The 24481-nt window shown below is 73.0% G+C and carries 17 protein-coding genes and 1 pseudogene; 11 read left to right on the top strand and 7 right to left on the bottom strand.

What is annotated here, in order from left to right; genetic code table 11:
• Positions 1–96: 96 nt before the first annotated feature.
• Positions 97–1098: a multicopper oxidase domain-containing protein gene (locus ACWZEH_RS30865; protein WP_456194347.1), complete on the bottom strand. Its 1002-nt coding sequence runs from the start codon at positions 1096–1098 to the stop codon at positions 97–99.
• A gap of 270 nt (positions 1099–1368) precedes the next feature.
• On the opposite strand from ACWZEH_RS30865, the gene ACWZEH_RS30860 reads away from it, so the two are divergent.
• Positions 1369–3870: a ThuA domain-containing protein gene (locus ACWZEH_RS30860; protein WP_456194346.1), complete on the top strand. Its 2502-nt coding sequence runs from the start codon at positions 1369–1371 to the stop codon at positions 3868–3870.
• Positions 3871–3878: 8 nt separating this feature from the next.
• On the top strand, positions 3879–6095 hold the full coding sequence (locus tag ACWZEH_RS30855) for an OmpL47-type beta-barrel domain-containing protein (RefSeq protein ID WP_456199925.1): 2217 nt from the start codon (positions 3879–3881) through the stop codon (positions 6093–6095).
• 197 nt (positions 6096–6292) lie between these two features.
• Here the strand turns inward: ACWZEH_RS30855 and ACWZEH_RS30850 are convergent, their stop codons facing one another.
• Complete coding sequence (locus ACWZEH_RS30850; RefSeq protein ID WP_456194345.1) at positions 6293–7483, bottom strand: zinc-dependent alcohol dehydrogenase; 1191 nt, start codon at positions 7481–7483, stop codon at positions 6293–6295.
• Between the two features lie 199 nt (positions 7484–7682).
• Here ACWZEH_RS30850 and ACWZEH_RS30845 point away from each other — a divergent pair, with 199 nt between their 5' ends.
• Entirely contained in the window at positions 7683–8711 is a 1029-nt protein-coding gene (locus ACWZEH_RS30845) for a DUF3048 domain-containing protein (RefSeq protein WP_456194344.1), read from the top strand.
• A gap of 32 nt (positions 8712–8743) precedes the next feature.
• Here the strand turns inward: ACWZEH_RS30845 and ACWZEH_RS30840 are convergent, their stop codons facing one another.
• Positions 8744–9202 (bottom strand): MarR family winged helix-turn-helix transcriptional regulator, encoded by a 459-nt coding sequence (locus ACWZEH_RS30840; RefSeq protein ID WP_456194343.1) that lies wholly within the window; start codon positions 9200–9202, stop codon positions 8744–8746.
• A gap of 196 nt (positions 9203–9398) precedes the next feature.
• On the opposite strand from ACWZEH_RS30840, the gene pcaH reads away from it, so the two are divergent.
• The 4 genes from pcaH to pcaDC are packed head-to-tail and all read left to right on the top strand — an operon-like array spanning position 9399 to position 13316.
• Entirely contained in the window at positions 9399–10187 is a 789-nt protein-coding gene (gene pcaH, locus ACWZEH_RS30835) for a protocatechuate 3,4-dioxygenase subunit beta (protein ID WP_456194342.1), read from the top strand.
• The gene (gene pcaG / locus ACWZEH_RS30830; protein ID WP_456194341.1) at positions 10184–10789 is read left to right on the top strand and encodes a protocatechuate 3,4-dioxygenase subunit alpha; all 606 of its coding nucleotides are present in this window, start codon (positions 10184–10186) and stop codon (positions 10787–10789) included. Before pcaH ends, pcaG begins: the two co-directional genes overlap by 4 nt.
• Positions 10786–12162: a 3-carboxy-cis,cis-muconate cycloisomerase gene (gene pcaB / locus ACWZEH_RS30825; RefSeq protein ID WP_456194340.1), complete on the top strand. Its 1377-nt coding sequence runs from the start codon at positions 10786–10788 to the stop codon at positions 12160–12162. The genes pcaG and pcaB overlap by 4 nt, the downstream gene beginning before the upstream one ends.
• Positions 12159–13316: a bifunctional 3-oxoadipate enol-lactonase/4-carboxymuconolactone decarboxylase PcaDC gene (pcaDC, locus tag ACWZEH_RS30820; RefSeq protein WP_456194339.1), complete on the top strand. Its 1158-nt coding sequence runs from the start codon at positions 12159–12161 to the stop codon at positions 13314–13316. The genes pcaB and pcaDC overlap by 4 nt, the downstream gene beginning before the upstream one ends.
• A 477-nt stretch (positions 13317–13793) precedes the next feature.
• On the opposite strand, the gene ACWZEH_RS30815 is transcribed toward pcaDC, so the two are convergent.
• A complete protein-coding gene (locus tag ACWZEH_RS30815; protein WP_456194338.1) occupies positions 13794–16532 on the bottom strand; it encodes an ATP-binding protein in 2739 nt (912 codons plus the stop codon).
• Between the two features lie 443 nt (positions 16533–16975).
• Here ACWZEH_RS30815 and ACWZEH_RS30810 point away from each other — a divergent pair, with 443 nt between their 5' ends.
• Positions 16976–18019 carry a DUF2510 domain-containing protein gene (locus ACWZEH_RS30810; RefSeq protein ID WP_456194337.1) on the top strand — a complete coding sequence of 348 codons (1044 nt, stop codon included), beginning with the start codon at positions 16976–16978 and terminating at the stop codon, positions 18017–18019.
• Between the two features lie 166 nt (positions 18020–18185).
• On the opposite strand, the gene ACWZEH_RS30805 is transcribed toward ACWZEH_RS30810, so the two are convergent.
• Positions 18186–18797, bottom strand: a complete 612-nt coding sequence (locus ACWZEH_RS30805; protein ID WP_456194336.1) for a TetR/AcrR family transcriptional regulator — start codon at positions 18795–18797, stop codon at positions 18186–18188.
• A 256-nt stretch (positions 18798–19053) separates the two neighbouring features.
• Between ACWZEH_RS30805 and ACWZEH_RS30800 the strand changes: the two genes are divergently transcribed.
• Positions 19054–19947: a phosphatase PAP2 family protein gene (locus tag ACWZEH_RS30800; RefSeq protein ID WP_456194335.1), complete on the top strand. Its 894-nt coding sequence runs from the start codon at positions 19054–19056 to the stop codon at positions 19945–19947.
• Positions 19944–21038, top strand: a complete 1095-nt coding sequence (locus ACWZEH_RS30795) for a DMT family protein (protein WP_456194334.1) — start codon at positions 19944–19946, stop codon at positions 21036–21038. The genes ACWZEH_RS30800 and ACWZEH_RS30795 overlap by 4 nt, the downstream gene beginning before the upstream one ends.
• Positions 21039–21096: 58 nt before the next feature.
• On the opposite strand, the gene ACWZEH_RS30790 is transcribed toward ACWZEH_RS30795, so the two are convergent.
• The gene (locus ACWZEH_RS30790) at positions 21097–21522 is read right to left on the bottom strand and encodes a hypothetical protein (protein ID WP_456194333.1); all 426 of its coding nucleotides are present in this window, start codon (positions 21520–21522) and stop codon (positions 21097–21099) included.
• 561 nt (positions 21523–22083) lie between these two features.
• Between ACWZEH_RS30790 and ACWZEH_RS30785 the strand changes: the two are divergent.
• Positions 22084–22839 (top strand): annotated as a pseudogene (locus tag ACWZEH_RS30785) (ABC transporter ATP-binding protein); the annotation flags it as partial.
• On the opposite strand, the gene ACWZEH_RS30780 reads toward ACWZEH_RS30785, so the two are convergent.
• Positions 22823–24466, bottom strand: a complete 1644-nt coding sequence (locus ACWZEH_RS30780; RefSeq protein ID WP_456194332.1) for a glycoside hydrolase family 13 protein — start codon at positions 24464–24466, stop codon at positions 22823–22825. The pseudogene ACWZEH_RS30785 and the gene ACWZEH_RS30780 sit on opposite strands and share 17 nt — an antisense overlap.
• Between the last annotated feature and the right edge of the window lie 15 nt (positions 24467–24481).

Here is a 24481-nt window from a genome sequence, read left to right as displayed (position 1 = left end):
AGCGCTCTCACCGAGGGGCCGCCCCGGGGTACGCCCGTACCCCGGGGCCCGTGCCCCGTGGCCGCGTGTCCCTCGGCGCCCGTGCCCCGAACCCCGTCAGTGCTCGTGTTCCCCGCTCCCGCTCTCCTCGGGGTCGGGCTCCTGGCCGTGGTCGTGTTCGTGCGGGTCGTAGCCGGGGATCGTGCCGTCCGGCTTCTTCACCAGGAACATTCCGGTCATGCCCATGTCGGAGTGGCTCTGGACGTGGCAGTGGTACATCCAGGCGCCCGCCCCCACCCCCTCCCCCGCGATGATCTGGAAGCCGAAGGAGTCCGCGGGGCCGACGATCTTGTTGTCGACGACCTGGCTCGGGTCGTCGGGTCCGGTGAGCATGCCGGTGCGGTTGTCGGCCCAGCGGTGACCGTGCATGTGGAAGGTGTGGTAGTACTCGCCGTGCGTGATCATGACGATCTCCACGCGGTCGCCGACGGTGGCCTCGAGGTCGGGGCCGGTGTGGGCGGGCCTGTTGTTGATCGTCATGTCGTTGAAGACGATCGTGTGCGTGCGGTCCGGCAGGACGTCCCCCTTGCGCCGCACGATCACCCCGCCGTACAGGCCGTTGCGGATGCCGCCGGTGCCGTGGTCCGTACCGACGACGTGGTCGTGGTAGTGCCAGTAGCCGGCACTGCCCGACCGCCAGGTCCCGTCCGGGCGCCGTCCGGGCTTGTGGGTGCGCCAGGTGTAGGTGCGCGTGCCGCCGGGCGCGACGTCGCTGCGGTTCATCTTGGTGCCGTCGCTGGAGATCTCGTAGTCCAGGCCGTGGACGTGCAGGCTCACCGGTACGTCCATGGTGTTCTCGAACTCGATGTGCAGCGTGTCGCCCTCGTTGAGCTCGATCAGCGGGCCGGGGACGGACGCCTTGCCCTTTTCCAGGCCGTAGCCCATCTTCCCGCCGTCGAGTCGCTCGGCGTACAGCTTGACGCGTCTCACCTCGCCGCCGGCGGGCGCGGTCTTCGCCGGTGTCGGAGCGCTCACCGCCTCGGAGGATCCCAGGGACAACGATGTCGCGGCGACAGCGCCACCCAGCAGCACCCGCCGGTTGAAGCAGCGTCTGTCCATGCCGAACTCCTCCTACTGGTACGGAACGTGATGGTGCCGATGGTTGAGAGGTGTGAGCACGATGACGGTGCGACAGCCGTGAGTTGACTGTCATGAGCCTGGGAAACCGTACCGGCCGCCCTTCCGTTCATCCACACTCAGGACAAAGTTCGTTTCATTGCGGCCATAGGTATTGGCGTGTGACGCAAAGAGGTCTAGCTTCCTTGACGCTGTTGCTGCGACCGAGGAGGGGTGGGTGGCCACGTGCGGTTCACATCGCATCAAGGACCCATGCGCTTGCACGGGTTGAGCACGAGAAGCACGAGAGAGACCAGAACCGGGCGAAGGGCCTGGGCGGCGACCGTCGCCGCCGGGGTCGTCGCCGCCGGACTGCTGTCGGGTCCCGCCGCCACCGCGCGCCCGGCTCCCGACCCGGCCCTGACAACGATGTCGATCAAGTCGCCCCCGGGCGGCGCGAACGTACGGGTGCTGCTGTTCCACGGTTCCGCCGCGGCCGGCGACGAGTCGCCGCTGGTGAACGCCGGGATCGAGGCGATCGAGAGGATCGGGCTGTCCGGTCCGCAGAACCAGCGGTTCGCGGTCACGGCGACGGACAACGCCTCGGTGTTCACCAACGACACCAGGCTGAGCCGCTTCAACGCGGTCGTCTTCCTCACCGGCGGCGGAGATGTCCTCGACCCGGCCCAGGAGGCGGGCCTGGAGGCCTACATGGAGGCCGGCGGCGGATTCGTCGGCATTCATGACGCGGCCCGCGCGGAACCGTACTCGGACTGGTTCACCGGTCTCATCGGCGCCCGCCCTGCCGCGTCCGGCCCCACGGACGTCCAGCGGGCGACCGTCGAGGTCGGCGACCGGCGGCACCCGGCGACCAAGAGCCTGCCGCAGGAGTGGAAGCGGCCCGACAAGTGGCTGAACTGGGAGAGGAACCCGTCCGGCGAGGTGCACACCGTCGCCAGGGTCCGCGAGTCGAGCTACCGGCCGGGGACCGGCGCGGGCGGCGCCGACCACCCCGTGAGCTGGTGCCGCGACTACGACGGCGGCCGGTCCTTCTACACCGGCATGGGCGGCACGGTGTCGTCGTACGACGAGACCGACTTCCGCGACCATCTGCGCGGCGCCCTGCTGTGGACCAGCCGGCTGGCGCAGGCCGACTGCAAGGCGACGATCAACGGCAACTACGAGGCCGAGCGGCTGACCCGGCCCAACCAGCCGGGTCGAAGCGACCAGATCGGTGAGCCGCACGGACTGGTCACCGCCCCCGACGGCCGCGTCTTCTACATCGGCCGCGGCGGCGCCGACTCCTCGCGGCCCGTGGTCACCGACTGGAACGACCCGGACATCGGCAAGGGCACGGGCGAGATCCACGTCTACGACCCGGGGACCGGGAAGGTCACGCTCGCCGGGGCGCTCACCGTCTTCGGCAACAAGGGCGGCGGTGACGAACTGGTCAAGGTCGAGGAGGGGCTGCTCGGCATCGAGCTGGACCCGCGGTTCGAGCGGAACGGGTGGGTGTACCTGCACTACACGCCCCACTCGGAGATCGACCGCGACAAGCGCATGGCCGACCGGCGGGTCTCCCGCTTCACGTTCGACGAGTCCACCGGCAAGCTGGACCTGGCCAGCGAGAAGGTCCTGCTCGACTGGCCGGTGCAGATCCACAGCTGCTGCCACTCCGGCGGCGGGCTGGCCTGGGACTCCGAGGGCAACCTGTACATCGCCACCGGTGACAACAACTCCAGTGGCTTCAGTGGCGGTTACTCGGGCAACAACCCCGAGCCGAACTACAAGGGCGTCTCCTTCGCGGACGCGCGCCGCACCGCGGGCAACACCAACAACCTCAACGGCAAGATCCTGCGCATCCACCCGGAACCGGACGGCACGTACACCCTCCCCGAGGGCAACCTGTTCACCGGCGAGGAGAGCGCCGAGGGCGGCGGCAAGACACGCGGCGAGATCTATGTGATGGGTGTGCGCAACCCGGCGCGCATCTCGGTCGACCCGGCGACCGACGTCCTCTACGCCGGCTGGGTCGGCCCGGACGCCGGCCAGCCGTCGACGACCTGGGGCCCGGCCAAGTACGACACCTTCGCCGCGATCACGAAGGCGTCCAACCGCGGCTGGCCGTACTGCATGGGCAACAACCAGCCCTACCGGGACCGGAACCTTCCCGACCCGTCGCGGCCCCTTGGCTGGTACGACTGCGACAACCCGAAGAACGAGTCGCCGAACAACGACGGTCTGGTCAATCTGCCGCCGGTGACCGGCAACAACATCTGGTACTCGCCGCAGGGCGGCGCCCCGGACTTCCCCCGGGACGAGAACGGCGTCCCGTCCTACAGTCAGGACGAGGCCTCCTACCGGCTGCCCTGGCTCAAGGGCGGCGGCCAGGCCGCGATGAACGGGCCCGTCTACCGCTTCGACGAGGCGAGCGGCAGCGACACCAAGTGGCCGGCCTACTGGGACGGCAAGTGGTTCGTCGGCGACTTCTACGACGCCGACCAGCCGCGCAACGCGGTGCTCATGAACCCGAAGACGCAGGGCGACGGCGGACTGCCGGTGCACTCGGAGTCGCTGAAGAAGATCGTGCCGGTCGGCAACGACGGCATCAAGAACCTGATGGACTGGAAGTTCGGTCCGGACGGCGCGCTGTACGTCCTCGACTACGGCCGCGGTTTCTTCACCTCGGACTCCAAGTCCGCTCTGTGGCGGGTCACCTACACGGGCGGCGGCCCGACCCCGGCCGCCGGTCAGCTGGCGAGGAAGGCCGAGTGAAACCAGTGATGCACAGGCAACGAAGAGTCTGGGCGGCCCTGCTGGCCACCCTCCTCATGATGCTCGGCCTGCAGAGCGTCTCCGCGGCCGGCGAGCCGGAGGCCGGGCGGACGGGGAAGGCCGGGGCCGCGGCGGACCAGGTGCTCACCTGGACCGCGGGCAACGACATCGACAAGTACCTCACCGCACCGGCGACCGCGGTGGCCGGTCCGGCGACGATCGTCTTCGAGAACAGTGTGGCCACCGGCAACACCACCGGTATGCCGCACACGTTGACGTTCGCCACGTCGGACCCCGAGTTCAACGACGACGTCCAGCTGAACATCCTGGCCAACCCCGGTGACGCCCGGGGCGGCCGGCACACCGCCGAGGTCACGCTCACCCCGGGCCGCTACTTCTACCACTGCACGATCCCCGGCCACGGTGCGATGCAGGGCATCCTGGTGGTGACCGAGGGCAGCGGCGAGGACACCACGGCACCCGAGGCGACGGCCGCGGTGACCGGCACGCGGAACGCCGAGGGCGCCTACGTCGGTGCGGCGAGCGTCGTCGTCGAGGCCACCGACGAGGGCTCGGGCGTCGACCGGATCGAGTACGCGATCGGCGTCGACGGCGCCTGGCAGCCGTACACCGCGCCGGTGGTCGTCGACCAGGTCGGCACGCACACGGTGCGCTACCGCGCGCTGGACAGGGCGGGCAACGTCTCGGCGGTCAAGAGCGTCGGGTTCACCGTCGTCCCCCCGCCGACGGACGACACCACCGCGCCGGAGACCTCGGCGACGGTGGACGGCGAGAAGAACGCCGACGGTGCCTACATCGACATGGCGACCGTCACCGTCAGCGCCTCCGACACGGGCTCCGGGGTGAACACCATCGAGTACGCGCTCGGCGCCGACGGTGCCTGGCAGGCGTACGGCGGCCCGGTGATGGTGCATCAGGTCGGCACCCACACCGTGCGGTACCGCGCCACCGACAGGGCGGGCAACGTCTCGGCGGTCAAGAGCGTCGGGTTCACCGTCGTCACCGCGCCCCCGCAGGACACCACCCCGCCGGTGACGGGCGTGGACGTCGAGGGTGCGAAGAACTCCGACGGGGCGTACGTCGGCAGCGCGAAGGTGACCGTCAGCGCCACCGACGCCCACGGTTCCGGCGTCGCGTCCATCGAGTACTCGCTCGACTCCGGGCCCTACCTGGCGTACACGGAGCCCGTCGTCGTCGACCGGGCGGGCAGGCACACCGTCGCGTACCGGGCGAGCGACAAGGCGGGCAACACCTCCGCGCCGCTCACGGTGAGCTTCACCGTCGTGACCGGCCAGGTACCCGCGCCGCCCTGCCCCGAGTACGACGAACGGCTGACGGTGGTCGTCGGCGAGGTCGACTCGGGCGTGCCCAACCGGGTCACCAACAACCGGTGCAGGATCGGTGAGTTGATCGAGGACGAGAAGGAGTGGACGTCCAGCGCGCTGTTCCTGAAGCACGTGAGGAGCGTGCTGGACGAGCTGAGGAAGGAAGGGGTCATCGACCGGCGTGAGCTCCGGGCCGTCAACCAGGCGGCCCGCCAGTCCGGGATCGGCGAGCCGGGCCGGACCGACGGCTACCGCAAGATCCTCGACGGCAGTGCGGAGGCGTTCGCCAAGTGGCAGCAGGTGGGCGGTGGTTCGTTCGCGCTGAACCCGGACGGATCGATCACCTCCGGCACCACGAAGTCCGGGCTCGGCATGCTGTGGTTCCCCGAGCGCAAGTACGGCGACTTCTCGCTGAAGCTGCAGTGGCGTGACGACGCCCCGGGCACCGGGCACGCCAACTCCGGTGTGTTCGTGCGGTTCCCGCAGGTCCACGACCACCCGGAGGAGACCCGGCCGGAGTGGGTCGCCATCAAGTACGGGCACGAGATACAGGTGTTCGACTCACCCACCGGCGACATGTACAAGACGGGCTCGGTCTACGGCTTCGACCGGGTGGGCCTGGCAGGCGCCGGTGTGACGCAGAAGGGCACCTGGAACGACTACGAGATCCGGGTGGAGGGCCAGCACTACTCGGTCTTCCGCAACGGCGTGCTCATCAACGAGTTCGACAACACCGGCGGTCAGGACTTCGCCCCGCCGCGCTCGGACGACCCGGGCACGGACGGGCGGCGGTTCGCCTCCGGCCACATCGGACTCCAGGTCCACGGCACCACCGACGTGGTCTCGTACCGGGACGTCCGGATCAGGGAACTGCCGTGACACAGCGCTGATGTACCCGTGAGGGTGATTCGGCGCGCCGGGTCGGGAAGCCGCGGGCCCGGGCTTCCCGACCCGGCCCGGCCGTGCCCGACGGGGTTCGTCCGGCGTCTTCGGGGACTCGGGCGGGTACGGCGGATCGCGGAGTCCGGCGAAGCGGGCGGCTGCGGCTGCGGCTACGGCTACGGCTACGGCTACGGCTACGGCTGCATGAGGATCTTGACCGCGCCGTCCCGCTTGCGCTGGAACATGTCGTAGGCCCGGGGCGCCTCCGACAGCGGCAGGCGGTGGGTGGCGAAGTCCTCGACGCCGAGGGGGTCGTCGTCCGTGAGGTGGGGGATGATCTCGTCGCTCCAGCGGCGCACGTTCGCCTGCCCCATGCGCAGCTGGATCTGCTTGTCGAACATGGTGAGCAGGGGCATGGGGTCCGCCGAGCCGCCGTAGATGCCGGAGACCGAGACGGTGCCGCCGCGGCGCACCAGGTCGATCGCGGTGTACAGGGCGGCGAGCCGGTCGACGCTGAAGCGTTCGGCCAGGGGGCCGCCGAGTTTCCGGGGCAGCAGCGCCGCGGCGTTCTGCACCATGCGGGCCGCCGCGCTGCCGTGTGCCTCGGTGCCGACGGCGTCGATCACGGCGTCGGGGCCGCGGCCGTCGGTCTGGTCGCGGATCGCGCCGACGAGTTCCTTCTCGTCGGCGAAGGAGCGCAGGTCGAAGGTCTCCACGCCCCGTTCGCGGGCCCGGCGCAGCCGTTCCGGGACCAGGTCCACGCCGAAGACCCGGCCGGCTCCCTTGAGCCGGGCGATCCGGCAGGCCATGTCGCCGATGGGACCGAGGCCGAGCACGGCGATGCTGCCGCCCTTCGGGACGTCGGCGTAGGCCACCGCCTGCCAGGCGGTGGGCAGCACGTCGGAGAGGTAGACGAACCGGTCGTCGGACGGCCCCTCGGGGACCTTGATCGGGCCGTACTGGGCCTGCGGGACCCGCAGGTACTCGGCCTGGCCCCCCGGTACCGCGCCGTAGAGGCGGGTGTAGCCGAACAGGGCCGCGCCCATGCCCTCGGCGCTGACCTGGGTGGTCTCGCACTGGGTGGGCAGACCCGTGAGGCACATCCAGCAGTTGCCGCAGGCGATCTGGAACGGCACGACGACGCGGTCACCGGCCTGGAGGTCCGGCACCCCGGCGCCGACCTCCTCGACGATGCCCATGGGCTCGTGGCCGAGGATGTCGCCGGGGGTCATGAACGGGGTGAGCACCTCGTAGAGGTGCAGATCGGAGCCGCACAGTCCGGTGGACGTGACGCGGATGACGGCGTCCGTCGGTTCCTCGATCCGCGGGTCGGGCACCTCCTCCACCCGGACGTCCCTCTTTCCCTGCCAGGTCACTGCCTTCATCGCCGCCTGCTCCCTGCGTCGTCGTGGCCGGTGCGCCGTCCGTACGGCGGGCTCCGGGTACCCGTGCGCTCCACACCGAACCGCGCCCCGCTGAGCCGATCGGCGGAAGCCACCGCGCGGGAACACCATTGATCAGACCTGTCCACCGACGATCAGAAAAGCGCACAATCGAGACAACCGATGACGTGGGGCAGGCAGGGTGGCGACGGTGGGCACGGGACGAAGAGCACGCACACGGCGCGTCGCGACGGCGAGAGCGCTGCTGGCGACGCTGCTGGCGGCCGGTCTGGCGGCCGGCTGCACCGCGTCGGACGGTCCGGGCGACGACGGACGCGGATCGCCCCGCACCACGCGACCGGGCGGGACGGAGGGCACCGGAACGGAGGGCACCGAAGGGGGCGGCCGCCCGCCGGTCCTCGCGGTGAAGATCGACAACGCTCCCGCGGCCCGCCCCCAGACGGGTCTGGAGTCTGCGGACGTGGTGTACGTGGAGCAGGTCGAGGGCGGTCTGAGCCGGCTGATGGCGGTCTACGCCACCCGGCTGCCCGAGTCCGTCGGACCGGTGCGCAGCGCCCGGGAGGCCGACCTGGAGCTGCTGCGCCAGTTCGACCGGCCGGTTCTGGCGTTCTCCGGGGCTCAGGGCAGGCTGCTGCCGCTGCTCGACCGGGCTCCGCTGGAGCCCCTGACGCCCGGGACGTCCGACGCGGGGGCGGACGTCTACGTCCGGGGCGCCACCCGGTCCGCCCCGCACAACCTCTACCTCCAGCCCCGGCGGTTCATGGACGGCCCGCCCGGCCGGGCCTCGCTGACCACCGGCTTCCGCGACGGCCCGCCGCCCGCGGGCGGCGAACCCGAGAGCACGCGTACGGTGCGCTATCCGGCGGCCCGCTTCACCTTCACCTGGTCCGGCGCCCGGGACCGCTGGCTGGTATCCATGGACGGCACCCCCACGGTCACGGCGCGGGGCGAGCCGGTGGCGCCCGCGACCGTCGTCGTGCAGTACGTGACCGTCCGCCCGTCCGGCTATCACGACTCCCGGGGCAACAACACGCCGTACACCGAGACGGTGGGCTCCGGAACGGCCACCGTGCTGCGCGACGGGCGCGCCCACGACATCCGCTGGAACCGCCCGGACGCCTCGGACGGCACCGCGTTCACGACAAGGGACGGCGCTCCGGTGAACTTCGCGCAGGGGCAGGTGTGGGTGGTCTACGCGGAGGCCTCCTGACCGGCACGGACGCGGCCGGCGGGCTCACCGGGTCACCGAGCCGCCGGCTCGCCGGGACGGCGCAGCCCTTCGGCCGCGTCCGCCACCCGCCGGATCAGCCCGAAGAAGGCGGCCTGCTCGTCGGCGTCCAGCGGGCCCAGGAAGACCTGGTTCATCCGGGCGGTGCGCACCGTCAGCCTGCGGTGGGTGCGCAGGCCGTCGTCCGTGAGCCGGAGCAGGAAGCGGCGGCCGTCCTGCGGGTCACGGACCTTGCCGAGCAGTTCCCGCCGGATGAGCCGGCCGATCACCTCGGCGATGGTGGACCGGTCGAGACCGACCCGCTCCCCCACGGTCCGCTGGTCCAGGCCCGGCTCGGCGACGAGCGCGTTGAGGACCGCGAACTGCGGGGAGGTGATCTCCTCGGACACCATCGTGTTCCACAGCAGGTGGTGCGCCTGCTGGAGCCGCCGGGCCAGGTGCCCGGGATGCGTGGTGAGGTCCACCGCGGCCATGTACGCCCCTCACTGCCGATTCCGCCGATTCGTCGGTGCACTGAACAATACCCGTGCACGGCCGGCCTTGTCTGCGACACATGACGACATCAGCGCAGGTTGGACGAAGGTATTGACGCCCCCACCCAGCGGTGGCAGCGTGAAGGAGTTGTTATGAAAATACTCAGTGCCCTGACTAATAAAGGTGGTGGCCTCTGTGACGAACGTTCTCACCCAGCACGACATCGACCAGGAGATCGCGGCCGAGCACGCCGCGTACGGGAAACGGGTGGCGGGCGGCGCCCCCGTCGAGCACCATCCGCGCCGCGACTACCGGCCGTACCGCTCGTCGGTGCTGCGCCACCCCCGGCAGCCGGCGATCGCGGTCGACGCCACCAGGGACCCGGAGCTGGTGGAGCTGTCCTCCCCCGCCTGGGGGGAACGTGACGTCACCGAGACCGACAACGACCTCACCCGGCAGCACACCGGCGAGCCCGTCGGCGAGCGGATCACCGTCTCCGGGCGGCTCCTCGATCGGGACGGGCGTCCCGTGCGCGGTCAGCTGGTGGAGGTCTGGCAGGCCAACTCGGCCGGACGGTACGCCCATCAGCGGGAGCAGCACGACGCCCCGTTGGACCCGAACTTCACCGGCGCCGGCCGCACCCTCACCGACGCCGACGGCTTCTACCGCTTCACGACCATTCAGCCGGGTCCTTATCCGTGGCGCAACCACGTCAACGCGTGGCGTCCGGCGCACATCCACTTCTCCGTCTTCGGCAGCGCCTTCACCCAGCGGCTGGTGACGCAGATGTACTTCCCGAACGACCCGCTGTTCCCCTACGACCCGATCCTGCAGTCGGTGACCGACGACGCGGCCCGTCAGCGGCTGGTGGCGACCTACGACCACGGTCTGTCGGTGCCGGAGTTCTCCCTCGGCTACCACTGGGACATCGTGCTCGACGGGCCGCGGGCCACCTGGACGGAAGAAGGGCACCGACCGGCATGACGAAGATCGACACGGGCAGTCCGGAGAGCGTGCTGCCCACCCCCTCGCACACCGTGGGCCCCTTCTACGGGTACGCGCTGCCGTTCCGCGGCGGCGAGGACATAGCGCCGCTCGGCCACCCGGACACCGTCACCGTGCACGGCTACGTGTACGACGGCGAGGGCGACCCGCTGCCGGACGCGCTGCTGGAAGTGTGGGGGCCGGACCCCCGGGGCAACCTGGCGACCGCCGACGGCTCGATGCGGCGGGACCCGGCGAGCGGCGACTTCCTGGGCCGCAACGGGGTGGAGTTCACCGGCTTCGGCCGGATCCAGACCGACACCGACGGCCACTGGTACGTGCGCACGCTGCGGCCGGGGGCACGGGGGCGGCACGCTCCGTACCTCAGTCTGTGCGTGTTCGCGCGGGGCCTGCTGACGCATCTGTTCACCCGGATCCACCTGCCGGGCGACGAGGCGGCACTCGCGGCGGACCCGCTGCTGTCCCGGCTCGACACGGAGCGCCGCGCCACGCTGGTCGCGGCGGACGAGGGGCGGGGGACATACCGTTTCGACGTCCGCCTCCAGGGCGAGGGTGAAACGGTCTTCTTGGAGTTCACGTGACATCAGCCGATGCCGGCACCGGCCTGCTCGCCCCCGGGTGGGCCGGTTCACCGGCCGCCGCCGAGGCCGATGACGGCGCCGTGCTGCGGGCACTGCTCGACGCCGAGGCCGCGCTGACCCGGGCGCAGGCGGCCGCCGGGCTCGCCCCCGCCGGGGCCGGCGCGGCGGTAACGGAGGCGGCCGCCGACCCCGGGCGCTTCGACCTCGCCTCTCTCGCCGGGCGGGCGCGAAGCGGCGGGAACCCGGTGATCCCGCTGGTCGCGGATCTGACCGGGGCGGTGGGCGAGCCCTACGGCTCCTATGTGCACCGGGGTGCCACCAGCCAGGACATCATGGACACCGCGCTGATGCTGGTGGCCCACCGCGCCCTCGGTCCGCTTCTCGACGACCTCGACCGTGCTCAGCGGGCGCTGTCCGGCCTCGCCGCCGAGCACCGCGACACGGTGCTGCCGGGTCGGACGCTGACCCAGCACGCGGTACCCACGACGTTCGGACTGAAGGCCGCCGGGTGGCGCTCCCTGGTGCTCGACGCACGCGACCGGGCGACGGCCGTACGCGTCACGCTTCCCGCCCAGCTCGGCGGCGCGGCAGGAACACTGGCCGCGTTCACGGCGTACGGGGCGACAAATCCGACCGGGCTTCCCGCTCTCTACGCCCGGGAGCTGGGGCTGTGCCCGCCCGCTCTTCCCTGGCACACGCTGCGCACCCCGGTCGCCGACCTCGCCGGCGCTCTCGCCTTCACCGCCGGAGCGCTGGGCAAGCTCGCGGCGGACGTGCTCACGTACTCCCGCACCGAGATCGCCGAGGTCTCCGAGGGCAGCGGCGGCGGGTCCTCGGCCATGCCGCACAAGGCCAACCCGGTGCGTTCGACGCTGATCGCGGCGGCGGCCCGGCAGGCCCCGCAGCTCGCGGCCACACTGTACGGCTCGCTGGTGGCCGAGGACGAACGGCCGGCCGGGGCCTGGCACGCCGAGTGGGAGCCGCTGCGGGAACTGCTGCGCCTGGCCGGCGGCGCGGCCCACCACGCCGCAGAACTCACCGAAGGGCTCCGGGTGCACGCGGACGTCATGCGCGAACACCTGGACCTGACCCACGGGTTGATCGTCTCCGAACGGCTGTCCGCCGAGCTGGCGCCCGTCCTCGGGCGCGGTCGGGCGAAGGAACTGCTCACCGGTCTGGCGCGGCGCGCGTACGCGGAGGGCCGCGGCCTCGGAGCGCTGCTCGGCGAGATGCTCGACGGACTTCTGTCCGCGGAACCAGAGTTGGCGGAGCGTCCGGAGTGGAGGAGCTTCGACCTCACCGCCGCGACCGATCCCGCCCGTTACACCGGCTCCGCCGGGCCTCTCACCGACCGTGCACTGGAGCGCTCGTGACCGACCCTCTCCTCAACCACCTTGTCGAAGGATCCGGTTCCGCTCCCCCGCTGCTGCTCGGCCCCTCGCTGGGCACGTCGTACGCCCTGTGGGACAAGGTGGCGCCCGAGCTGTCGGTCACGCACCGGGTGGTCCGCTGGGACCTGCCGGGGCACGGCGGTTCGGCGGCCGGGCTGATCGGCCCCGGCGCGAGGGTCGGCGATCTCGCGGATCTGGTGATCGCGCTCGCCGACTCGCTCGGCATCGGGCGGTTCGCCTACGCGGGGGTGTCGGTGGGGGGCGCGGTGGGTCTGGAGCTGGCCGTACGGTATCCGCAGCGGGTGTCGTCGCTGGCCGTGATCTGTTCCTCGGCGCACTTCGACGGTGCGAAGGCGTGGGAGGAGCGGGCGGCGCTGGTGCGGAGCGAGGGCCTGGCGGGGCTCGCTCAAAGCGCGGACTCCCGCTGGTTCACGCCCGGTTTCACGGTGCCCGAGCTGGTCCGTGACCACCGGGACGCCGATCCCGGGGCGTATGCCGCCTGCTGCGACGCGCTGGCCGCGTTCGATCTGCGGGACCGCCTCGCCGAGATCGGGGCGCCGACGCTGCTGGTGGCCGGCCGGGAGGACCCGGCGACGCCCCCGGCGCATCTGCGCGAGATCGCCGACGCGGTACCCGGATCGGGGCTCGTGGAGATCCCGGGGGCCTCGCATCTGGCGCCGGCACAGCGTCCGGAGGCGGTGCTGACGGCACTGCGGGCGCACTTCGGCGGGGACGCGGCGAGCGGGATGCGGGTACGGCGCGAGGTCCTCGGGGACGCGCACGTGGACCGGGCCCAGGCACGGCAGACGCCGTTCACCGCGCGGTTCCAGGACTTCATCTCGCGCTACGCCTGGGGCGAGGTGTGGACCGACCCGACGCTCAGCCGCCGCGAACGCAGCATGATCACGCTCACCGCCCTGGTCGCGCACGGCCACTACGACGAGCTGGCCATGCACGTCCGCGCGGCACGCCGCAACGGCCTCACCCCCGAGGAGATCGGGGCCGTCCTGCTGCAGACGGCGGTGTACTGCGGAGTCCCGGCGGCCAACTCTGCGTTCGCCACGGCCCAGCGAGTACTGGCGGAGACGGAAGCGGGGGCGGGGGCGGGGGCGGAGGAGTCCGGCGGAGCGTCGTGACCCGCCGCCGGGCCGGTGGGCACCGGGAGGGAGCGTGCGCGGCGGTGAGGGGTGGGTCCGGGACGGGGCGGGACACGACGGACCACCGGCGGGCGGGTGGTCCGGGCTCGGGCCGTCGAGGGGCCGGTGAGCGGGCCGGGCCGAGGAGCCTTTGGAGCCGAGGCGCGCCCGGACTCCCGGCGCCGGTCCCCGTCTCCGGCGGCCCGGCGCACCTCCCCCAGGGCGTGGTCCGCGGGCGCGGACCACGGCAGCCGCACCGCGACGAACGCGCTGACGGCCCGCAGCTTTCGCGGGCGACGTCGGCCCGGGTCCGTCCGCCGCAGCCGTGACGCCGTGGATCGTCGCCGGTCGGGGCGCGGTCTTGCGGCCCGACCGGGGCCCCGGGCAGGCCGGCTCCCGCCACTGGTCGCCCCGTCCGCGAGCGCGCGCCGTTCGGTGGCCGAGAAAGGCGGCTCCCCTCGGCTGCCTGCCCGGGGGTCACCGGGGCCGGTGCCCCGGCTCCCCTGGCGGGGTCGCGGCCCGGGCCGCTGTCGCCGGCCGGCCGGTGAGTACGGCCAGTCCGGCCTCCGCGCGGGCGGCCAGGCCGTCCGCGCCGCAGGAGCGCGCGAGGGCCAGGGCCCGCTCCAGGTCGGTCCGCGAGCGGGCGAGGATGCCGTACTCGACGCGGGCCGCCGCGTGTTCGTACTGGCAGGGCGAGGATTCCAGGTGGGCGACGGCCTGCGCGGCGAGCCGCACCGCCCGCTGGCCGGTCTCCAGGGCGGCGGCGCAGCGCAGGGCCTCCCCCATGGCGGTGTCCGTGCCGAAGCGCTCGGCCTGGCGGCGGTACTCGACGGCGAGCCGGACGGCACGGGCCGGGTCCTGGGCGGCGAGGGCACGTGCGAGGTCGGCGGCCCAGAAGACGTGGACGGGGTTGCGGTGGCCGCGGGAGACCGCCGCCTTCTCCGCGGCCTCCAGTTCGTTGATGCCGTCCTTCGTACGGCCGACCGCGAGCAGCAGCCTGCCGCGCACCGAACGGGGGTCGGGCAGCACGATGGTGGACGGGTAGGGAGGCGTGAACCCGTGCCGTTCGGCGACCTCCCATGCCTCCTCCACATGGCCGCGGACGAGCAGGGTGTCGACCAGGTTGCAGGTCGCCGTCCAGTACAGGGGCAGGCCGCGGCCCACGCGTTCGGCCAGGCGCAGGGATTCGCGCAGCGACTTCTCCGCCGCCGCGAGGCGGCCCCGCCTGCGGTGTGCGAGACCGACGTAGGCGTGGGCGAGGGCCAGGTGGCCACCGCTCCAGCCGGCCGACTCGTAGGAGCGCAGGGCCTCGGTGTAGAGGCTCTCGGCGCGGTCGAGGCGGTCGGTGTAGGCGTACGTGCTGGCGAGCATCAGGAGCAGTTCGACGCCCCACTCGGCGTCGGTCCAGCCGAGGCCGGGCGCGAGACGGCCGTCGACGAGGGCGCGGTCGCTGATCTCGGCGACCTCCTCGGCGTTCTCGCCGCGCATCATGGCGTCGAAGCCACGCAGAATGAGCAGCGCGCGTTCGGCGTTGTCCCGGCCGGTGCAGGTGGCGGCGAGGGCGGCGAGGCGTTCGGAACGGCCGGGGGCGGTGGCCTCGCCGGCGTGGATGCCCTCCCACATGAACTGCACGGCCTGCAGCCGCATCCGGGCGGGGCCGGGCTCCAGCCGCGCGGCCTCCGCCTCGACGGTGCGGACGGCCTCCTCCATCTGGTTGTTGTGCATCAGCGCCTGGGAGAGCCGGACCACGGCGTCCACCCGCGCGTCCCCGTCGAGGCCGGACATGCCGAGCGCGGTCCGCAGATGGCCGATGGTCCGGGCGGGCGCGGTGAGGAAGGTCGCGCAGCCCAACTCGTAGAGCACGCGCGCGTGGACCTCGGGGCGGGGTGGTTCCTCCAGGGCACGCTCCAGGCAGCGGCGGGCGGCGTCCGGGGCGCCGACGGCGAGGTGTTCACCGGCGGCGTCCCGCAGTTGCCGGACGAGTTCCTCGTCGTCGTCCGGGTGCACTTCGAGGAGGTGGCGGGAGGCGGCCGCGGCGCCGCGTCCGGAGTCGGTGACGATCCGGGCGGCTATGCCGTGCATGGCGCGGCGCAGCGCGTCGGGGATGGAGTTGTAGACGGCGGTGGCGATCAGCGGGTGGACGAACTCGAGGTCGGCGGCTCCGCTGCGGCCGGTCCCGGGGTCGGGTGCGGTGAGGATACGGGCGGTGCGCAGGCGTTCGGCGCAGCGGACGGCGTCGGCGTGCTCGAGGGTGGCGAGCTCGGCCACCAGACCGACGGTGATGTCGCTGCCGAGGATCGCGGCGGCCCAGGCGAACCGGGTGGCGTCTATGCCGAGTTCCTCCAGCCGGGCGACGAGTCCTCCGCCGCGGGCGGAGCGGTTCAGTTCGCGCAGTTCACCGGCGTACGCCTCGACGGGTTCGAGTGCACTGTCCCGGACCTTGGCGAGCAGTTCGACGGTGTCGTAGGGGTTGCCGCCGGTGACGGCCCACACCTCGCGGCAGAACGCGGCGTCCGCGTTCTCACCGAGGGTGGCGCGGGTGAGGCCGGCCGCGGCGGGCGGGGTCAGCGCGCTGAGGACGGTGACGGGATGCGCGGCCGCCTCGGCGACGGCTTCCAGGTGGCGGGCGCTCACCCCGGAGATCTCGCCGGGCCGGCGGGCGACCACGACGAGAACGGGCAGGTCCGGCAGGCTTTGCGCGAAGACGGAGAGCCAGTACAGGGTCTCCTGGTCGACCCAGTGGGCGTCGTCGATCGTCAGCACCAGCGGCCAGTCCCGGCGGGCCAGCCGGCGCACGGCGGCGACCAGGCCCTCGCAGACGCCCTGCGGGTCGGCGTGGCGGCCGCCGGGCTCGGCTATGCCGAGGGCGGGGCCGGCGATGTCGTACCAGTCGCCGAGGTACTCGCGGGCCTCTTCCGGCACCATCGACACCAGCGCGGGCTGGAGGAGCTGGCGTACGACGTGGAACGGGACGGTGCGCAGGGTCTCGCCGCCGCGGGCCGACCACACGGTGCAGCCGCGTTGTTCGGCGATACGCCGGGTCTCGGCGAGCAGCGCGGTCTTGCCGAGTCCCGCCTCGCCCCGCAGCACCAGCAGGCTGCCGGGCGAGGACCGGTCCGCGCACAGGGCGTCGACCATCGCGGTGATGGCGGCGACCTCCTCCTCCCGCTCCCAGAGAGAGGCCGAGGCCGATGCCATGGGCCGTACCTCCGTCATCCCGCTACCTCCCCAAGTCGCCCGAACGACGTACAGGCGTCGAGCGTAGCCCTCCGACGGCCCCGACGGAGCGGTACCGGCCGGGCTCTTGCCGTGATGGGGGACAGCGGGTACAGAGGTCGACGCGCCCTACCGCTCACCAGGGCCCGACAGTCAACGCCGTTCACCGGAAAGGAAAATGACGGGGCGTCGGGTTGTTTCGACAAGGGCGGGAGGCAGGGCGGGGCCCCGGGACGAGGCTCCCCGGGCCGGGTTTTGGGGGTTCGGACGTCCGGCCGCCCGCCCGACCGGACCCGCGCGCCCACGGACACGCGCGCCCACGGACACGCGCGGACACGCACGGGCGCGCACGCGTGGGCCCGCCCGGGCCCGTGGAACCCCGGAACCCCGGATATACGGACCTCTCTCATCCCTCTTTCACCGACGCCTCATACGGTGGGGGCATGACGCAGGCGACTCCTCCCGGGTGGTATCCCGACCCCGGGCAGACGAATGACGGACCGGCCACCGAGCGCTGGTGGGACGGCACCGCCTGGACGGACCAGGTCAGGCCGACGGGATCGGCGCCCGCCTGGGGCCCTCCGGCCCCGGGTACGGCGGCCGGACCGGCGTATCCGAACCAGCCGGACCAGCCGACCCGGCCGGCGTACCCCGCGTACCCGGCGCATCCCGGGTATCCCGGGGTCGTGCAGTCCGGCCCGGGCTCCGGCCGAGGGCGCGGGCTGCGCATCGGGATCGCCGTGGCGGCGGCCGTCGCGGTGCTGGCGAGCATCGGGATCGGCGTGTACGCGCTGACCGACGACGGCGGGAGCGACAGCTCCACCGCCTCGCAGGCACCGGACGGACGGGACGGCGGGCCGGGCGGGGGCACGGAGCGTGCTCCAAAGGGCGGTCCGGGGGAGGAGGGCGAGGAGGGCCCCGGACCGGACACCTCACAGCCGCCGCGGATCGAGAGCGGGTCGGTGACCGACGGGCTGAGCGGGATCAGCCTGCCCATCCCGGACGGCTGGTACGGCCAGGAGGGCCAGGTGGGCGCCCAGATCATGTCGGAGGACACGTACGACTGCCCCGGCGACACCTCCAGCACCTGCACCAAGGGCGGCGCGTACTCGGCACCGGCACTGGCCCTCGGCACCCGCGGCTCCACCGCGGAGGAGGTCGCCAAGGCGGACATCTCCGCCAACGCCGAGGAGTCGTACGGCGGCGATTCCTACGGGAGGATCAGCTCGCACGAGGTCCTCGAGTCGAAGGCGGTGACCGTCGCCGGGCAGAAGGGCTACCTGGTGCGCTGGAAGGCGGTCACCAGCAAGGGCTCCGACGGGTACGTCCAGTCGCTGGCCTTCCCCTCCCCCGCACAGCCGGAGCAGATCGTCGTGGTCCGCTTCGGTGTGGACACCGACCAGAAGCAGTCCGTCCTCGACGACATCGCCGAGGGCATAGAAGAGGCGGAGGGCAGCGGCGGCGGCGGCAACGGCCAGGACGTCTGAGCCCGCCACCCTGCGCCGCGCCGTCCGCCCACCGGAACGACGGCCGGGTGGGGTTCCCCTCCGCTCGGGGGGAGCCCCACCCGGCCGGTGGTGCGCGCCGCCCCCGTCCCCACGGTGCGGCGCGGCCGGGTCGCCGCCCGGTCATCCGGGAACGGCGGCCCTGGTCTCATTCGAGGCCGAGTGCCGGCAGTACGGCGGCCTCCACGAACCCGAGCAGGTAGTCCGGGTCCGCGTCCTCCTCCAGGAGGGGCCGCACCCGCAGCACGCCGAAGAACTGGGCCGGGACGTACGCCAGTGCCGGGTTGTCCGCGGGGACCTCACCGCGTTCGACCCCGCGTCGCACGATCGCCCTCAGTGCGACGATCTCCGGTTCGACCAGCGCTTCGCGCAGGGCCTGCGCCAGCTCCGGGTCCTGCGTGACCGCGTGCCCGAGTGCCTGTAACAGCGAGGTGTCCTTCGCCGACCACGCGCCCGCGCTCCGGGCGGCCTCGCGCAGGTCCCCGGCGAGGGTGCCGGTGTCGATGCCGGCGAAGCGCGCCTGCCCGCTGGACCGCAGGGCCGCGGCGACGAACCGGGGCTTGGTCTGCCACTGCCGGTACAGCGTGGACTTGCTGCACCGTGTCCGGGCGGCGACCCCCTCCATGGTGACGGCGTCGTAGCCGCACTGGCGGATCTGTTCCAGGACCGCGTCGAAGAACTCCCGCTCACGCTCGGGCGTGATCTTGGAGCGGCGCGAACTGCCGACCGGTTCCGGCCGGTCCGCGGCCTGCGACGTCATCGGCTCGGCTCCTCGTCCTGGGGGTGGGTCCTCCGGGGTGCCGGCTCCCGGCGGGCCCGCGTCCCCCACCCATCGATACGCGAGTGTACCGGAACGGTACCGTATCGGTACACTCGCGTATCGGTACGACTTCGTATCGGTACGATTGCGTGTCGAATCGAATTCGTACCGCTGAGGCTCGGCACCGCAGCGCGATCCGGAACCACCAGTGCCACCGGCACCACCACAGAACCAGCGTCGGCGAAAGGGCCGGGGGATGAATGCCCGCAGCGAGCCACCGAGCGAGCCGCCACCGGCGGGGCCCGGTCCGCCGTCGGCGTCCGGTGCGTCGGCGGCGTCCGGTGCGTCGGCGCGTCCGCCCCTCCTCCGCGAGCTCCTGCTCGTGGTGGGGCTCTTCCTCGTCTACAAGTTCGGCCGTCGGCTGGCGACGGGCCACTCCGAGGCGGCCCTCCGCAACGGGCACGACGTGTGGGAGCTGGAACGGGCACTTCACCTGCCCGGCGAGGGAGCGGTGCAGTCCCTGCTGCTGCACGGCGACGGCCTGGTGCACCTCGCGAACACCTACTACGCGGCCGTCCACTTCCCGGCCACCGCCGCCTTTCTGATCTGGCTCTTCCTGCGCCGTCCGGTCCACTACGTGTGGGCGCGAGGGGTACTTGCCGCGGTCACCGCCGCCGCCCTGGTGCTGCATCTGGCGTTCCCGCTCGCGCCGCCCCGGATGCTCGCCGCCACCGGCCTGGTGGACACCGCGCGGGTGTACGGGCCCTCGGTCTACGGGCCTCCGCGGACCGACACGTTGTCGAACCAGTTCGCGGCGATGCCGTCGCTGCATTTCGGCTGGGCGCTGATGGTGGCGATCGGCCTGGTGGTCGCCACCCGCTCACGGTGGCGGTGGCTGTGGCTGCTGCATCCGCTGCTGACGCTGCTGGTGATCGTCGGTACGGCGAACCACTTCTGGCTGGACGCGATCGCGGCGGCCGTGCTGCTGGGCGTCGCCCTCGCGGCCCTGCGCCTCCCCCACCGGGCCCGCCGGACGCCGGCGGTGCCGACGCAAAGAGACAAAAAGGGTGCGGCGGGTGCGGCGGGTGCGGCGGGCGCGGCGGACGAGGCGAGGGCCGTGGACGAGGAACTCGCGGGGGTGCGCCGATGAGCGCGGTCCTCGTCGCCGTCGCCCTGTCCCTCGTCTCCGCCGTCGCCTACGCGGCCGCCGCGGTCGCGCAGGAACGGCTGGCGTCACGGTCCCCCGGCGCCGGTGCCCTGCGGCTGCTGGGCACCGGCGCCTGGTGGTGGACGGTCGCGCTGAACGCCGCGGGCGCGCTGCTGCACGTCGTGGCGCTCGCGTACGGCCCGCTGACCGTGGTCCAGCCCCTCGGCGCGCTCACGCTGGTCGTGGCCGTGCCCACGGGGGCGTGGATCGCGGGGCGGCGGGTGGGGCGCGCCGAGTGGCGGGGCACCGCGTTCACCCTGGCCGGTCTCGCGGCGATCCTGGCCACCGCGTCGGAGCCGGCACCGGACGGCACACTGTCCGTGTCCGAGGCGCTGCTGGTCGCGGGCGCCACGGCCGCTCTGATCGGCGTACTGTCGCGGCCCGGCGCCCGGCCCGGACTGCGGCACGCGACCGCGTCGGGCATCGCCTCCGGGGTGGCGTCGGCGCTCACCCAGTCCGTGACGGCGGCCGTGACGGACCGCTCGGGCCCGCTGCCGGACGTCCGGATGGTCGGGGTGGCCCTGCTCGTCGCGGTGTTCGCGGCCGGCGGGCTGCTGCTGTCCCAGACCGCGTACCGCAGCGGGCTGGGCGCCCCGCTCGCGGTGGTGACCCTGGCGAACCCCGTGGCCGCCGCGGTGATCGGACTCTGCCTGCTCGGCGAGAGGTTCCGGGGCGGTCCGGCGGGGGTGCTGCTCGCACTGACCGGCGCGGCACTCGCGTCATGGGGCGTGCTCCTCCTGACCCGGGCGGCCCCGCGCCCGCACCCCGGCGAGCACACCGGAGTGCACACCGCGGCGGACTTGCCCGTGCCGGGTCGCTCCGAGGCCGCTCACCCCGAGGCCGCTCACCCCGGGACCGATCGCTCCGGGACCGATTGCTCCGGGGCCACGGTCCTCACCCTGCGTCCGGGACCGGCGGCGTCATCGGAACCCGCCGGCCTCGCACCCCGGCCACGGCACAGGCGGAAGCACCGGCTCCGGCACAGGCATCGGCATCGGCAGCCCGAACAGGGCCACCCGGCCGACGTGGCGTAGACGGCCGCACGGCAGGGCCGCGGACAGGGGCCGGGCCCAGCGCTGGTCCCCGGCCCGGTCAGCGCCTGTCGCGCGTCACCTCGTCGACGACGAATCCGACCCCGACCCCGAGCATCCAGACGTCCTTGGCCAGTGCGAGGCCCTCCTGGGTGGGCCGCAGGCTGCCTTCCTCACGCATCCCCGGCGTCCGCAGGTACATCCCCAGCAGCGCCGCCGAGAACGCCGCCAGCCCGGCACCGGCGACGACGGTGGGGACGACGGGCAGCAGCAGGGCGGCGCCCAGCGTGATCTCCCCGGTGGAGAGCAGCCGGGAGAAGGCGGCGGGCCGCACCTTCTCGAGGAACGGATAGGTGTTCTTCGCCATCCCGTGCAACTGGGCTGCCGTCTCCTCGTCGGCGCCCCGCTTGGACAGTCCGGAGTTGAGGATGAACGCCCCCGTGGCCAGACGGGGTGCCACGTGCCTGGGTTCGATGGGCAGACGCATGAGAGCTCCCGGTCGCTGTGTGGCGCAGTGCCGTCCACCCTAGAACGCCCCGGCCCTCCCGGCAGGTCGGCGGCGGGGAGACCGGCCGCCGCGCCGACTGCGCCTTCCCTCCGCCCCGCAGTGGGCTGCGCCCCGGTGGCACAACGCCCCGGTGGCGCATCGGCTCGGCCGGCGTGAGTACGCTCCGGTGCCCGAGTCCGCGTCCCCCTGGGCGCTACGCTGCCGCCCCGTGGCGTATCCGTCGTCCGGGAGCCGAGCACGCGACTCGTCCGGCCCGTCGCGCTCGGCCCCGGCGACAGGGGCCTCGCCGCCGGGCCGCGAAGGCCGCAGAGGCCGCGAGGAGCCTCATCGGACAGACGGCCCGGCTGCCGGGCGCCCCGAAAGGGCCGTCGACAGCACCCGCTCGCCGCACCGGGCCGGACGGCTGCGGGCCCGGCGCCGGAGCAGAAGGTGCGTCCTGTCGGTCCTGTTCCGGTTCGCCGAACGGCGGGTGCTCGCCTGGTACCACGGCCTGCGCGACGCCACCAGGGGGTCGTCGTGAGGCTCGGGAAAGGAGGGTCCATGCTCGACGTACGCGGCCTGCGGAAGGCCTACGAGGGTTCCGGGCGCCGTACCGAAGCGGGCCGCGATCTCACCTTCACGGTCGGGGCGGGTGAACCGGTCTGTCTCGTCGGCCCGTCGGGCTGCGGCAGGACGACTCTGCCGAAGTGCGTGAGCGGACTGCTCGCACCGACGTCGGGCGAGGTGACGCCGGGCGGGCGGAAGACCGACGGACCGCCGCCCGGGATGGCGTTCGTCTTCCAGGAGTACGGGCGCGGTCTCTTCCCGTGGAGGCGGGCCGGCGCGAACGTCGAACTCCCGCTGAAGCGGAAGGGCCTGAGCGCGGCCCGGCGCGGGGAACTGGTCGCCGACGCCCTGGAGTCGGTGGGCCCGGCGGACGCCGCCGGGGCGTATCCCTGGCAGCTGTCCGGCGGCATGCGGCAACGGGTCCCGATCGCCGGGGCGTTGGCGTACGAGCCCGATGTACCGCTGATGGACGAGCCGTTCGCCGCCGTGGACGCGCAGACCCGGGCCGATCTCGAGGACCTGGTGTGCCGGCCGTGGCAGGAGCGGTCGATGACCGTCCTGTTCGTCCCCACGGTGGTCCAGGAGCAGCTGAAGGTCGATCTGCCGTGGGAACGGGACCAGTCGACCACCCGGGTCGCCCCGCGCTTCGCCGAGCTGCGGACCCGTGTGTACGAACAGATCCAGGCGGCGAAGCGCGGGGCGGTGACGGCGGCCGAGGACACCCCGGTGGACTTCAGGAAGGACGCGCCTCCGGTTCGCCAGGTCCTGTCGGCCCGGGCCGGGCCGTCCGCGTGCGGAGCCAGACGGCCGTGTCCCCCGGCAGCCGGTTCCCGGCGTCGAGGGGCCCGCTGGCGAGCAGGATCCCGGCGTGCTCGGGCAGGTCGGCCGGGGTGTCGGCGAGGTTGACGAGGCACCGCACGCCGTCGGCTCGCTCGAAGGCCAGGACGCCTTCGGGGGCGGGGAGCCAGGTGAGCGGGCCCGTGCCGAAGGCGGGGCGCAGGCGGATCGCCCGACGGTAGAGGGTGAGCATGGAGCCGGGGTCGTCCTGCTGCCGGTCGACCGCGTACACGGCCCAGCCGTCCGGCTGCGGTAGCCACGGTGTGCCCCGGGACCCGAATCCCGCGTACGGTTCCCGCGCCGCCCACGGCAGCGGCACCCTGCATCCGTCGCGTCCCGGGTCGGTGCCCCCGGAGCGGGCGTGCATCGGATCCCGGATGTGTTCCGGTGCCACCTCCGCCTCGGGCAGGCCGAGTTCCTCCCCCTGGTAGAGGTAGACCGCGCCGGGAAGCGCCAGCGACAGCAGGGCGGCGGCGCGGGCGCGGCGGGTGCCGAGGGCCAGGTCGGCCGGGGTGCCGAAGGCCTTGGTGGCGAAGTCGAATCCGGTGTCCGAGCGGCCGTAGCGGGTGACCGTGCGGGTCACGTCGTGGTTGCACAGGACCCAGGTGGCGGGTGCGCCGACGGGTGCGTGCGCGGCGAGCGTCTCGTCGATGGAGGCCCGCAGCCGGGCCGGGTCCCAGGGGCAGGTCATGAAGGAGAAGTTGAACGCCGTGTGCAGTTCGCCGGGGCGCAGATAGCGGGCGAAGCGTTCCGCGTCGGGCAGCCAGACCTCGCCGACGAAGACGGCGCCGTACTCGTCGGCGACGGCCCGCCATGCCCGGTAGACGTCGTGGAGCTCGTCCCGGTCGACGTACGGGTGCGGGCCCCGGCCCTCGACGAGGTCCGGCAGCAGGGGGTCCTTTGCCGGCAGGGCGGCGGAGTCGATGCGGACGCCGGCCACCCCCCGTTCGAACCAGAAGCGCAGAACGTCCTCGTGCTCCTGGCGGACCGCGGGGTGCGCCCAGTTGAGGTCGGGCTGTTCGGGGGCGAACAGGTGGAGGTACCAGTCACCGTCCGCAAGGCGGGTCCAGGCGGGGCCGCCGAACTCCGACGTCCAGTTGTTCGGCGGCAGTTCGCCGTTCTCGCCGCGGCCCGGCCGGAAGTGGAACAGCTCCCGTTCGGGGCCGCCGGCCAGGGCTGCGCGGAACCAGGCGTGCTGGTCGGAGACGTGGTTGGGCACGATGTCGATGATCGTGCGGATGCCGAGTTCGCGTGCCTCGGCGATGAGTTTCTCCGCCTCGGCGAGGGTGCCGAAGGCCGGGTCGACCGTCCGGTAGTCGGCGACGTCGTAGCCGCCGTCCTTCATCGGGGACAGGTACCAGGGGTTGAACCACAGCGCGTCGACACCGAGTCCGGCGAGGTACGGCAGTTTCGCGCGGACTCCGGCGAGGTCGCCGGTGCCGTCGCCGTCGCCGTCGGCGAAGCTGCGGACGTACACCTGGTGGATGACGGCGGAGCGCCACCAGTCGTCGTCGCTGCGGGCGGGGGCGGACTCTCCCACGGTGCGTGCCTTTCT

It is taken from the genome of Streptomyces yamdrokensis (assembly GCF_053890455.1).
This window is presented reverse-complemented; position numbering and strand designations above follow the sequence as displayed.

What these genes read in the sequence shown, in the direction of transcription:
- ACWZEH_RS30865 (WP_456194347.1), bottom strand. Translation starts at nt 1,098, where the DNA reads ATGGACAGACGCTGCTTCAACCGGCGGGTGCTGCTGGGTGGCGCTGTC.
- ACWZEH_RS30860 (WP_456194346.1), top strand. Translation starts at nt 1,369, where the DNA reads ATGCGCTTGCACGGGTTGAGCACGAGAAGCACGAGAGAGACCAGAACC.
- ACWZEH_RS30855 (WP_456199925.1), top strand. Translation starts at nt 3,879, where the DNA reads ATGCACAGGCAACGAAGAGTCTGGGCGGCCCTGCTGGCCACCCTCCTC.
- ACWZEH_RS30850 (WP_456194345.1), bottom strand. Translation starts at nt 7,483, where the DNA reads ATGAAGGCAGTGACCTGGCAGGGAAAGAGGGACGTCCGGGTGGAGGAG.
- ACWZEH_RS30840 (WP_456194343.1), bottom strand. Translation starts at nt 9,202, where the DNA reads ATGGCCGCGGTGGACCTCACCACGCATCCCGGGCACCTGGCCCGGCGG.
- pcaG (WP_456194341.1), top strand. Translation starts at nt 10,184, where the DNA reads ATGACGAAGATCGACACGGGCAGTCCGGAGAGCGTGCTGCCCACCCCC.
- ACWZEH_RS30815 (WP_456194338.1), bottom strand. Translation starts at nt 16,532, where the DNA reads ATGACGGAGGTACGGCCCATGGCATCGGCCTCGGCCTCTCTCTGGGAG.
- ACWZEH_RS30810 (WP_456194337.1), top strand. Translation starts at nt 16,976, where the DNA reads ATGACGCAGGCGACTCCTCCCGGGTGGTATCCCGACCCCGGGCAGACG.
- ACWZEH_RS30805 (WP_456194336.1), bottom strand. Translation starts at nt 18,797, where the DNA reads ATGACGTCGCAGGCCGCGGACCGGCCGGAACCGGTCGGCAGTTCGCGC.
- ACWZEH_RS30800 (WP_456194335.1), top strand. Translation starts at nt 19,054, where the DNA reads ATGAATGCCCGCAGCGAGCCACCGAGCGAGCCGCCACCGGCGGGGCCC.
- ACWZEH_RS30795 (WP_456194334.1), top strand. Translation starts at nt 19,944, where the DNA reads ATGAGCGCGGTCCTCGTCGCCGTCGCCCTGTCCCTCGTCTCCGCCGTC.
- ACWZEH_RS30790 (WP_456194333.1), bottom strand. Translation starts at nt 21,522, where the DNA reads ATGCGTCTGCCCATCGAACCCAGGCACGTGGCACCCCGTCTGGCCACG.